This is a genomic window from Mucilaginibacter sp. (genome assembly GCF_964263795.1).
Classification (GTDB): Bacteria; Bacteroidota; Bacteroidia; order Sphingobacteriales; family Sphingobacteriaceae; genus Mucilaginibacter.
The window spans coordinates 21,586-33,812 of the sequence record NZ_CAXVWK010000125.1 but is presented as its reverse complement, the minus strand read 5'-3'; the positions used below and the strand labels follow the sequence as shown (position 1 = coordinate 33,812).

Annotated in this window: 12 protein-coding genes; all 12 read left to right on the top strand. The window is 44.0% G+C overall.

The genetic code is table 11. From position 1 onward, the window contains the following. Window positions 1-1,279, top strand: a 1,279-nt coding sequence (locus ACE5CV_RS19790; RefSeq protein WP_374951936.1) for a polysaccharide biosynthesis tyrosine autokinase, incomplete at its 5' end; no start/stop codon positions are given. Window positions 1,280-1,335: 56 nt separating this feature from the next. After that, complete coding sequence (locus tag ACE5CV_RS19785; protein WP_374951935.1) at window positions 1,336-2,211, top strand: ABC transporter permease; 876 nt, start codon at window positions 1,336-1,338, stop codon at window positions 2,209-2,211. A 16-nt stretch (window positions 2,212-2,227) separates the two neighbouring features. Further along, a complete protein-coding gene (locus ACE5CV_RS19780; protein WP_374951934.1) occupies window positions 2,228-3,490 on the top strand; it encodes a polysaccharide ABC transporter ATP-binding protein in 1,263 nt (420 codons plus the stop codon). Between the two features lie 7 nt (window positions 3,491-3,497). Beyond that, a complete protein-coding gene (locus tag ACE5CV_RS19775) occupies window positions 3,498-4,727 on the top strand; it encodes a class I SAM-dependent methyltransferase (protein WP_374951933.1) in 1,230 nt (409 codons plus the stop codon). 1 nt (window position 4,728) lies between these two features. Further along, the gene (locus ACE5CV_RS19770) at window positions 4,729-5,457 is read left to right on the top strand and encodes an FkbM family methyltransferase (RefSeq protein WP_374951932.1); all 729 of its coding nucleotides are present in this window, start codon (window positions 4,729-4,731) and stop codon (window positions 5,455-5,457) included. Window positions 5,458-5,469: 12 nt separating this feature from the next. Beyond that, entirely contained in the window at window positions 5,470-5,907 is a 438-nt protein-coding gene (locus tag ACE5CV_RS19765) for a hypothetical protein (RefSeq protein ID WP_374951931.1), read from the top strand. Further along, window positions 5,907-7,058 (top strand): hypothetical protein, encoded by a 1,152-nt coding sequence (locus ACE5CV_RS19760; RefSeq protein WP_374951930.1) that lies wholly within the window; start codon window positions 5,907-5,909, stop codon window positions 7,056-7,058. The genes ACE5CV_RS19765 and ACE5CV_RS19760 overlap by 1 nt, the downstream gene beginning before the upstream one ends. Window positions 7,059-7,107: 49 nt before the next feature. Further along, the gene (locus ACE5CV_RS19755) at window positions 7,108-8,181 is read left to right on the top strand and encodes a glycoside hydrolase family 99-like domain-containing protein (protein ID WP_374951929.1); all 1,074 of its coding nucleotides are present in this window, start codon (window positions 7,108-7,110) and stop codon (window positions 8,179-8,181) included. Continuing rightward, window positions 8,174-9,115: a glycosyltransferase family 2 protein gene (locus tag ACE5CV_RS19750; protein ID WP_374951928.1), complete on the top strand. Its 942-nt coding sequence runs from the start codon at window positions 8,174-8,176 to the stop codon at window positions 9,113-9,115. The genes ACE5CV_RS19755 and ACE5CV_RS19750 overlap by 8 nt, the downstream gene beginning before the upstream one ends. Further along, window positions 9,112-9,942, top strand: coding sequence for a DUF5672 family protein (locus ACE5CV_RS19745; protein WP_374951927.1), 831 nt, complete (start codon window positions 9,112-9,114; stop codon window positions 9,940-9,942). Before ACE5CV_RS19750 ends, ACE5CV_RS19745 begins: the two co-directional genes overlap by 4 nt. Then, window positions 9,939-11,108, top strand: a complete 1,170-nt coding sequence (locus ACE5CV_RS19740; RefSeq protein ID WP_374951926.1) for a hypothetical protein — start codon at window positions 9,939-9,941, stop codon at window positions 11,106-11,108. The genes ACE5CV_RS19745 and ACE5CV_RS19740 overlap by 4 nt, the downstream gene beginning before the upstream one ends. A 48-nt stretch (window positions 11,109-11,156) precedes the next feature. Beyond that, window positions 11,157-12,221, top strand: coding sequence for an NAD-dependent epimerase/dehydratase family protein (locus tag ACE5CV_RS19735; RefSeq protein ID WP_374951925.1), 1,065 nt, complete (start codon window positions 11,157-11,159; stop codon window positions 12,219-12,221). Window positions 12,222-12,227 lie beyond the last annotated feature (6 nt).

The following is a 12,227-nucleotide window of genomic DNA, read 5'->3' as shown; positions in this document are numbered from 1 at the left end:
TTCGCCGGTAGTTAATGCAATTCTAGAGCGGATTGACAAGATAAAGCCAATTATCCTGGAGATCTTGCGCGCTTTACAACTCAATTTACTTTCTACCCAAAACATGTTGAAATCTGAAGGGAACCAAAATTCAGACAGGTTGCGTGGTCTGCCTCAAAAAGAGCGTGCTTACCTGGAGATCAGCCGAAACCGCAGCATTAAAGACAATATTTACACCTTGTTGCTTACCAAGCGAGAAGAGGTGCAGTTATCGCGTGCCGCATCGGTTGCTGATAGCCGCATTGTAAATTACGCAGAAAACAAAGGCGGGCCTATCCGCCCCATCCCGCTTAATATCTACCTGATGGGTTTATCTGTGGGTGTTATAGCAGGCGTAATTTTTGTGCTGATACGTGAGCAGTACAACCAGGAAGTGCTGTTCCGTTCTGAGATTGAAAAAGCCACCGACGCCACCGTATTGGCTGAGATTTTACACGATGAATCTGGTAAAACATTGGTTATTAAAGACGGTAGCCGAACGGTAATTGCCGAGCAATTCAGGGCTTTGCGTACATCACTTAACTTCATCGGTATAGGCGGGGCAAATAAAACGATATTACTTACCTCATCGATATCGGGAGAGGGTAAAAGCTTTACAGCAATAAACCTTGCGGTGAGTTTGGCGTTAACCGGTAAAAAAGTTGCTATAATGGAGTTTGATTTACGCAAACCCAAGATCAGCAAGATGATGGAGATAAACCAGGAGCCGGGTATCAGTAATTATCTTGCCGGGCTTGCTACTTATGAGCAAATATCCTTATCAATGGAGGACAGGAAAATTCCCGGCCTTGTTATACTACCTGCAGGTACCATACCGCCAAACCCTACCGAGCTGATGCTTAACGGGCGCCTTGATGTGTTGATGGCTAAGCTAAATGAAGATTTTGATTACATCCTTATCGATTCGCCGCCTATTGGGTTAGTTACCGACGCCAAGATCCTGAACAAGTATGTAAGCGCCTGCCTTTACATGGTGCGGCATAAATATACCCCTAAGCATTACCTTAAACTGGTTGATAACCTTTACGCAAACCGTGAATTATCAAACATTAACGTGGTGTTTAACGGACTTAGATTGCGTGGTGTTTTAGGTAGCTATAGCCAGGGTTATGGCAGCGGCTACGGCTATGGATCAGGCTACGGTTACGGCGCTGGCGGTGGCTATGGCTACACCCAGGATGAAAGCCCTGAAAAGGGTTTGGCAGCAAGGGTAGGGCGCGTGTTTAAGCGCAAAAAGTAATTGCAGGGATTTATTTAACGTATTACCTGGTTGCAGGTAATGACAATTGAAACCACATGGAAGTAAACAGTGTAGACCAGGAATGGGATTTAGTTATTAAGCCTCATGATACTGTTTTTAACCTGCACCTAAAAGATGTTTGGAACTACCGCGATTTACTGTGGCTGCTGGTAAGACGCGATTTTGTGTCGTTTTACAAACAAACCATTCTTGGCCCCATATGGTTCTTCATCCAGCCTATTTTTACTACGTTAGTATTTACATTCGTTTTTGGCAACTTGGCCAATATAAAAACAGGGGCAGCACCACAACCATTGTTTTACCTGGCAGGTACCATCGCCTGGAACTATTTTGCCGATTGCCTCACCAAAACATCAACCGTATTCAGGGATAACGCCGCTATTTTTGGCAAGGTTTATTTTCCAAGGCTGATCATGCCGCTAAGTATAGTTTTCTCAAACCTGGTTAAGTTTGGGGTGCAGTTTGCCCTTTTCATCGTGTCATATCTGTATTTTTTTGTCAAGATAAATTACATGGGCGGCGCCGGTGTGCTGCAACCTAATGCCTACCTGCTGCTGTTTCCGGTCATTATGCTTTTAATGGCAATTTTGGGGCTGGGGCTGGGCCTTATTGTAACCGCTCTCACCACAAAGTATCGGGATCTGGCCTTTATAGTAAGCTTTGGTATGCAACTACTCATGTACGCTACCCCCGTTATTTACCCTTTAGCGGCTGCGCCTGCAAAATACCGGTTGCTGATATCGCTTAACCCTATGAGCGGGTTGATAGAAACTTTCAAATATGGTTTTTTAGGTACCGGCCAGTTTTATGGCGGTGCTTTTTTGTATAGCATCATAGCAAGCCTTTGCATCTTTTTTATAGGGCTGGTTGTATTTAACAAGGTGGAGAAGAATTTTGTCGACACCATCTAACCAGCTTTTGCCGCCTATGAGTGATATTGCCATACAAGTTAAAAATCTGTCAAAAGCCTACCAGCTTGGCGATTTTAACACCGGCACACTCAGTAACGATCTTAACCGGTGGTGGGCAATGATGCGCGGCAAAGAAGATCCTTTTCTTAAAATTGGCGAAGCCAATGATAGGGCAGTAAAAGGGCAGAGCAATATTGTGTGGAGCCTGAAGGATATTAATTTTGATATAAATAAAGGCGACGCGGTAGGTATTATCGGGCGTAACGGCGCGGGCAAAAGCACATTGTTAAAAATACTTAGCCGGGTTACATCACCCACAAGCGGTACTGTAAAAGTTAAGGGCCGTATTGCCAGTTTGCTGGAGGTTGGCACAGGTTTTAATCCCGAGCTATCCGGGCGAGAGAATATTTTTTTGAACGGCGCAATACTGGGTATGCGCAAAAAGGAAGTGGCGCGCAAGTTTGATGAAATTGTCGATTTTTCGGGTGTTGAGCGGTATATCGATACGCCTGTAAAAAGATACAGCAGTGGTATGTATGTTCGCCTTGCATTTGCAGTGGCAGCTTACCTGGAAAGTGAGATACTGGTTGTAGATGAAGTACTCGCCGTGGGCGATGCCGAATTTCAAAGAAAGTGCCTTGGCAAAATGAATGAGGTAAGTAAGGGCGAAGGCCGTACAGTTTTATTTGTAAGCCATAATATGGGTAGTATTACCCAGCTTTGTAATAAGTGTATTTTAATGGATAAAGGCTCGGTAGAGCAGGCCGGTTCGCCGGATGACGTTATTAAAAGCTATTACAGCCAAAGTTTAAGCCAGGCTACTGCATTTGCGGGTAAAACCAGCGATATTTATATTAAGCAACTGTTTGCCTGTAACGCTGTTAATGAAACTACTACGAATTTTTCACACTCGGAAGAGATCCATCTTACGATTGTGATCGGGATAGCACATTATGATCCCATACAAAATATAGGGTTGGCTATGCTAACCAGGGATAAAAGGCGGGTGTTTACAGTTAACAAATCACTCTCGGAATTTTATAAGCCCGGCGCAACAGAAATCATTGTAGAGTTTGTAGTGCCCGGCGGGTTAATTGCCCCTATGAACTATTCGTTTTTAGTAGCTTTAAATACGCAGACGGGCTTGATAACCTATGACATGCACGATGATGTATGCCCGATCACGGTTTACGATAACGGAACTGATTTTGCCTTTGCCGAAGGCATTGATTACGGTTGCATCATTATAAAGGATAAATGGATTTTAAAAAGAAATTAAGGTATTTATGTATACTGAAATAGAAAAATGCAGAATTAGCGGCAGCAAAAACCTGATAAAGGTATTGTCTCTTGGCGAGCAGTATCTTACAGGTGTGTTCCCTAAATCTGTTGATGAAGAAATAACCAAAGGCCCGTTGGATTTGGTATGGTGCCCGGACAGCGGCCTGCTGCAAATGAAACAATCATACAGCCTTGATGAGATGTATGGCGATAATTACGGGTATCGCTCTGGCCTTAACGCATCAATGGTTAGCCACTTAACCAACAAGATAAAAACGCTGGAACGCCTTGTTAAGTTAGCCGATACGGACTTGGTGATAGATATTGGCAGTAATGATGCCACGTCACTTAAGGCATATACGGGTAAGCACCGCAAAGTAGGGATAGACCCAACCGGCCTTAAATTTAAAGAGTACTATACCAACGGGATAAAGCTTATCCCGGACTTTTTTACCGCGCAGGCGTTCAAAAATGAATTTGACGAGGATAAGGCACGTATCATTACATCTATCGCGATGTTTTATGATCTGGAGAGCCCCGTTACTTTTGTTAAAGACATAGAAAGCGTACTGGATAACGAAGGTGTTTGGCATTTTGAACAAAGCTATATGCCATCTATGCTGCGTACTAACTCGTACGATACCATTTGCCACGAACATCTGGAATTCTATTCGTTTAAAGTGGTGAAAAACCTGCTGGAAAGCTGCGGCATGCGCGTGGTTGATGTGCAGATGAACGCCGTTAACGGCGGGAGTTTTGCGGTAACTGCCTGTAAAACCAGTGCATCTTACAAGTCAAACACGGCTATTATAAACTGGATGCTGCAACAGGAAAGCGACCTTGGGCTGGATACCCCTAAACCCTACCGGGACTTTGAGGAGCGGGTATTTAAGCACCGCAAAAACCTGCTTGACCTTATCGAAGCGCTGGTAGCCGATGGTAAAACTATTTTTGGATACGGTGCATCTACCAAAGGTAATGTGTTGCTGCAGTTTTGCGGATTGACTACGAAGCATATCCCTTACATAGCCGAGGTTAACGAGGAAAAGTTTGGGTCATTTACTCCAGGTACAAATATCCCTATCATATCTGAAAGGGAAGCACGCGCCATGAACCCCGATTATTTTTTAGTGCTTCCATGGCATTTTAAGCATAACATACTTGCCCGGGAAACTGACTACATAGAAAAAGGCGGCAAGTTTATTTTCCCGCTTCCCGAGATCGAAATTGTATAGCATGCGTAAATTAAAAACGTTTGTAAAAAAAATATTGTTCAGGTTTGTACAGCCGCCAGTTATGAACGTTAACAACTCTAATTCGCAGGCGGGGGAAGACCGTGTGGTGGAGTATCTTTTCTCATCGATGGGCATCAGCCAGATTTCTTACATCGATATTGGTGCAAACGACCCGATAGATTGTAATAATACCTATTATTTTTACAGCAAAGGGAACCGCGGCGTTTTAGTTGAGCCTGATCTTGATTTCACCAAACGTATTCAAACTGCCAGGCCTGCGGATGTAGTGGTCAATGCGGCTATAAATGATGTTGGCGGCCGGGAGGCGGAACTCTTTGTATTCGATCATCCGGCACTGAATACCTTATCGAAAGAGGAGGCGGATACGCGTATACGGTCGGGGCTTTTTAAACTGATCGATACCCGCAAGGTTATTTTAACCACCATTGAGGATATTATAATTAACACCCTGCAGGGCAAACTGCCGCATTTAGTTTCGCTGGATGTAGAAGGGGTGGATTATAAAGTTTTACAGGCTTTTGATTTTTTAAAATACCCGGTGCCGGTTTGGATAGTAGAAACATGCGCATATTCCGAAAATCATATTAAGCCAAAAGTAACGTCAATAATTGATCTGATGCTATCAAAGGGCTATTTTGTTTTTGCCGATACTTACATAAATACCATCTTTGTACACAAGGAATGGTTTAATAATTACCAATCCAGTTAACATTAGCGTACTATGGCAGAAACATTAGGGTCTCTTTGCGATAAATTAACAATTGTTAAGCTTAAACAATACCATACGGAAGATGATACCCGGCTGCAAAGCCTTAGCCAGCAGGAACAAATGCTTGCTGCCGAAATAAACGACTTTATTGCTGATGCCGTTAATGGGCTTATACCGCTTGACCAGCTTACTTTTAAAGCCAATAAGGTTTTTAAACAGCAAGGCAACGAGGTTAAAGATGTACAAGGCACTATAGGCGAAGTGTTTGCCGAACTGGCCAAAGTGAATTGCGACCTGTGGCACGAGCAGGAAAAGGTTTATGAATTTGAAACTGTTGCGGCTGCTGAAAAGGATGTAGTAGTAAAAAAATTGGCGATATTAAACCTGCAACGAAACAAGTGTATTGACAATATCGACACTAATTTTACGCGCATGATAGCCGGCAAATAATGGGGACAAGGTTTTTGATTGGTCAGTTAGCGTGTTATGGCGATTGCCTGTACGTAACAACTGTTGCCAGGCAAATAAAGGCCGACCATCCCGATAGCCACATTACCTGGGCAATTGCCACCAGGTACAAGTCTATACTCAACTTTAATCCGCATGTTGATGAGGTTTGGGATGTGGATATCCAAAACAACGATTTTTATTACGATGGCTGGCATAAGTTTGAAGCAGAAGCTAACAGGCGGTTGCAGGCTGGTATTTATGATAAAGTATTTTACACGCAAATCTCCCCGCACTGGCGTTATTTCGATGGAACTATCCGCAGTTCTGAGTTGCGGGGATATAACCGGCCGATAACTGTCCCCATAGATCCGGTTGTGGTTTTAAGTGATGAGGAGGTTGATCGTGTAACCCATTTTGCTGCCGATAATCAACTCAACATGTACCGCGAGGTGATATTATTTGAATGTGCGCCGGGGTCGGGGCAGTCGTTTGTAAATGTTAACATGGCAATATCGGTGGCTGAGAAAGTTTTAACCGAATGCAAAGACGTTTGCTTTATCTTATCGAGCCCAACGCCGCTAAACCACCCGCACCCGCAGATCCTTGATGCCAGTTCGCTAACCTATCGTGATAATGCCGAACTTACCAAGCACTGCACTTTGTTGATCGGTTGCTCAAGCGGTATCACTTGGCTGGCAACATCTACATGGGCAAAAAAACTCAATACACTACAATTACTAAGTCGCGGTTCCGATTATTTTGCCGGCGTTAAGTACGATCTGCAGCAGTGGGGCCAGCCTACCAATCATATAATCGAGGTAACTAAAAAGAGCATTGACTATGTTACCGGCTGCGTACTATCCATATTAAACCAGGGCTTTTCTAAAGCAAAGCAACAATATGATGAGGTTTACCAGCCTGGTTACCATAATTTTAGGGCCATGATTAAAAATGCCATTTGGGATAATAACGCCAACAACAAGGGCAATGTGCGCCCAATGATATCGGCTTATGCAAAAAACAACCCTCATTTAAAAGCAGCCCGCTTAACGGCTATTGCCGCTGTACAGGTTCTGCGTTTTTACCGGATAAAAAATGTGGATGGCGTTATGCAATTGGCCCGGCAGGTTTACCGTAAGCTTTTTAAATAATATCTTTACATCTATCTTTAGTTTAGCAATACCCTTACGGTACGCATTTATGATAAAGCCAATAGCCATTCATCTTCCGCAATTTCATCCTTTTCCTGAAAATGATGAGTGGTGGGGTAAAGGATTTACCGAGTGGACTAACGTTGCTAAAGCCCGCCCGTTGTTTAAAGGGCATTACCAGCCGCATCTGCCTGCCGACCTTGGCTTTTACGATCTGCGGTTAGCAGAAGCCCGCTTAGCGCAGGCCGAACTGGCAAAGCAGTACGGCATTCACGGGTTTTGTTACTATCATTACTGGTTTAACGGTAAACGGTTATTAAACCAGCCCGTAGATGCGATACTGCAATCAGGCGAGCCCGATTTTCCATTCATGCTTTGCTGGGCGAATGAGAACTGGACACGCCGATGGGACGGTGAAGACCAGGAAATATTGATGCAGCAAAATTACAGCGAAGCGGATGATGTAGCGCATATCCAATTTTTGCTCAATTCCTTTTTTACCGACCCACGATATATCCGGGTAAATAATAAGCCCTTTTTTGTGGTTTACAAGCCGCTTTTGTTTCCGGATATACAACGCACGCTTAGTACATGGCGCGCAGAGGCCGCTAAAGTTGGTGTAGAGTTATACCTGGGTTACATGAAAGCATCTTCCAATGATAAAAATACTGCCCTGTTATCCGGCTTTGATTGCTCTATAGATTTTCAGCCGCACCAGTGGGATATTCCTGTAGACAGGGTATTCCCTTTGAGCAGCAGGATTAAAAGTAAGCTGGGAATGCAGCAACAGCCTCACCTCATAAACCGGGTATACTCTTACCCGCAATATGTAAACGAGATGGTTAAATTGAAAGCTGATACCGGCCAAAACGCTTATCCCGGTATAACCCCGGGATGGGACAACTCGGCAAGGCGTAAAAAGGATGCTGTGATCTTTGATGGTTCTACGCCGCAGGAATACGGGCGATGGCTTGATCATTTGGCCACCGAATATAAAGGCCGCGATACTTATTTGTTTATCAACGCATGGAATGAATGGGCCGAAGGTAACCACCTGGAGCCCGACGCCCGCTGGGGCCGGCAGTACCTGGAACAAACCGCTAAAAGTTTAAAAAATGGTTAAGGTATCGGTCATTGTTCCGAATTATAACCATGCGCCTTACTTAACGCAGCGGATAAATTCGATACTGGCACAAACCTGCCAGGATTTTGAACTGATCATTTTGGATGATCAATCGACCGACGATAGCCGGCAAGTGATCGAAAAATTTAGGAATCACTCTAAAATAAGCCATATCCTTTTAAACGAAAAAAACAGCGGCGGCCCCTTTTACCAATGGAACAAAGGGATTGAATTAGCTACGGGCGAATACGTTTGGATAGCCGAAAGCGATGACTGGTGCGAACCAACGCTGCTGGAAGTTTTGTTAATTGGAGTTGCCGGTAATGATAAATGTACACTGGCATATGCGCAAACCCATACAGTGGATGACGCCGGTAACATTTTACAAACCTCGGTACACAATAAGCTTGAAGAATACGTTGATGGCCAAACTTATATAAAAAGCTATCTGGCCGATCATTGCTCCATCTGGAACGCGAGTATGCTTATATTTCGTAAGGCATCGTTTGAGCATGTTTCAAAGCGGTTCATGTCGTTTAAAATGAGCGGCGACTGGATGTTTTATACCGAGATGGCTAAGCAGGGGGATGTTTTTATATCGGGCAGGGTACTTAATTATTTTCGGAACCACGATAAAGACGTAAGCGGCAAAATGTACAGCACCGGTAGTAATTATTTAGAAGAATTGGAGATCCTAAATATTATGCTGACTGACGGCCTGCTAAACCAAACAGAGTTTAAAGAACATTTGCTTCAAAAATTTATCAGGTATACGGTTGCCAAATTCCGTTTTTCTGATGATATGAAAACCGTCATCGAGGCTGCATTCTTTGAAAGTAGCAATGGGCAATACAGATCTTATCTGCAGTTAAATAGCAGGCTGCGCTTACTGCGAATCCGGTTAAGCAGGCGTTTAAACAGATTATTTGAATGAATGCAGATCCAAATATGTGTGTAATAATACCGGTGCATCAACCGTTACCATCTGCTGCGGAGATGATTTCGCTGAAAGCGGCCCGTCGCCATTTGTCGGGATATGATTGCTATCTGGTTCATCCAATTGATATGGATATCGCCGCTTACCTGGCAATTTATCCCGGTTTAAAGCTTAAAGCTGTAAACCCGCAATGGTTAGCTTCTGTTGAGCAATACAATAAAATGAAACTCGATTTAAGGTTTTATCAGCTGTTTGCCCAATACCAATATATGCTCACTTACGAGCTGGATGCTTACATATTTAACGCCAACTTTTCTGGTACAAATGTATTTCAATTCGATTTTATAGGTGCGCCATTTTTTGAAGGCTATTGGGCAGCAACGTTCGGGGCGCCGTTTATTAAAGGCTGTAACTCGGGCTTTTCTATACGTAATATTCCAGCTTGCATCAATGTGTTAAGCAGCATGGGCCGCTTTAAGACTGGCTGGCTGCTGTACCGGGTCTTTTTGTCATGGTCGTCAAACTTGCGCAGGTTAATTAACAACGCAACCGGCGGACGCTACGAAATTTATATAAACGGCAAATTCGGGTTCCCTTTTGCCGGTTTTCACCTCAATGAAGACCATGTCTGGAGCGAGGTTGTTCCGCAGTTGTTTCCGTGGTTTAAAATTGCTGATCCGGTTAGCGCTTTAACGTTCAGCTTTGAGTATAATCTAACCGAATCCTTAAAATTAAATGGTGGTAAATTGCCTTTAGGGTGCCACGCCTGGTATAAGCACCTCGATTTTTGGAAAGAATACATAGATACGGGGGGCCTGCAATGAAGTTCGACTTTTACCTTTCAGAAATGTCGGTATCCGATTTTCACGGCGGGGGTTTAACCCTGCAACGCGTTCTGGGAGATGACCTGGATAGAATTGATCATTTTATTCATGTTAATCGTTTCGCAACTGATCTGCCCGCGTCACCACAGTTTGCCGGCCGTGTTATCGATCTGCCATCATTTTGGGATAGTGATACCGTAAGAAAAATGATCGGCCGAACTGTATCAGCAAAAGCGGGCCGTTTGCCGGCAGCGTTGAAACAGCACGCCCGTAAAGCCGCAGCTATTATCCACCAGAAATTTAAAGACCATGCAACTTTAAATTTGCTGGTTTGTCCGCAGGGAGCTAACGCAGTACTGGTGCTGCACGAGTTACAGAAATTAAGACAGGTAAACTACATTACCTGGGTAATGGATGACCATTTGGTAAAATTTATAAATGGCGATTTTGTATATCCAAGATATATCGAACCCATTTATAAAGCGCACTTGCTCAACGCTGCGCATGTGTTTGTAATAAGCCCTGCCATGCAGCAATTTTACCTGCAACGCTTCGGTGTAAAATCTACTGTATTATTCGGTTCGTCAGACGCGGTTGAAAACATTGGGCCGGTAACCGATAACCGTGATAAATCCCTAAAGATCGGCTATTTCGGGGCCGTTGCTTTGTGGCAGCACGATGCATTGGCTGCTGTAAAAAATGCGATAAAGGATACAGAAACACAATTGCACATTTATTCTGGTGTGATGGAGATACCTGCAGACTTGCAAAGTAACGAAGTAAAATTTAAAGGGCGGATCCCTCACGATGAGGTGCTTACAACGATGCGAACGTATGACGCGGTGCTATTGCCGATAAGTTTTGAAGATCAGCTACGCAACATGTCGCAGCTTAATATTGCTACTAAAATGAGTGAGTACCTTGCCTGCGGCGTTCCTATTCTGGCAATTGGGCCGCCCTATGCTGCCATGATCAACTATTTACAAATGCATCATGCAGCAATAACAATAACATCAACCGCGCCCGACGATATTAAAACCGGCATTGGCCTTTTAAATAACCATAAGCAGGTAAGGGCGATACTGCATAATGCCATGCAGCTGGTGAAAACTGAGGTTGGCACCCTCCCGATGCGCGAAAAGTGGCTTTCGGTTACAAAGAACTAAATTTGTAATGTACATTTGCGCAAACTAAATCTGGTATTGCATCTCGATATGGCAAACAGCGTTAAAAAATTACTGGTTACAGGTTCATCCGGATTAATAGGTTCTGAAGTTTGCCTCCATTTTGCAGCTTTGGGCTGGGAGATACATGGTGTTGATAATAACCAGCGTGCTGTTTTTTTTGGTGCACAAGGCGATACCCGCTGGAACCAAAGCCGTATTCAAAATGTAATAGGCTCAGGATTTATCCATCATGAACTGGATATCCGTGACCGGAGCGGGGTTTTAGATCTGCTTAAGCAAATTCAGCCTGATGCAATTGTGCATACGGCTGCCCAACCATCACATGACAGGGCGGCTGCAATTCCCTTTGATGATTTTGATACTAATGCGGTAGGGACATTGAACCTGCTTGAAGCAGTGCGCCAGGCTTGCCCGGAGTCGCCATTTATTCATATGTCAACCAACAAGGTTTATGGGGATGGCCCTAATTTTATTGATCTGGTGGAGCATGACAGCCGGTGGGATTACGCAGACAAAAAATATTACGACGGCATAAGCGAAGATTTTTCAATTGATCAGTGTAAACATTCCATCTTCGGCGCATCCAAAGTAGCGGCGGATGTGATGGTGCAGGAATATGGAAGATATTTTGGTATCCCCACCTGCTGTTTGCGTGGCGGATGTTTAACCGGCCCAAATCATGCCGGGGTTGAACTGCACGGCTTTCTGAGCTACCTGGTAAAGTGTAATATCGAAGAAAAAGAATATAAGGTGTTTGGCTATAAGGGCAAACAAGTGAGAGACAACATTCACTCCTTTGACGTGGCCGCGTTTATTGATGCTTTCATCAAAGCACCGCGTATTGCCGAAGTTTACAATATTGGTGGCGGCCGGCAAAACTCATGTTCTATCTGGGAAGCTTTTAAATTGGCCGAACAGTATACCGGGAAAGCGCAGATTTACAGCTACGTTGAAGAAAACCGCATAGGCGACCATATTTGTTATATATCCAACCTTGATAAAATGCGGGCTCATTATCCGGATTGGAACATTACAATCTCATTAGAAGAAACGGTTCGCCAGATCGTTGAAGCTTTATCTGCAAGACATTAACCACTA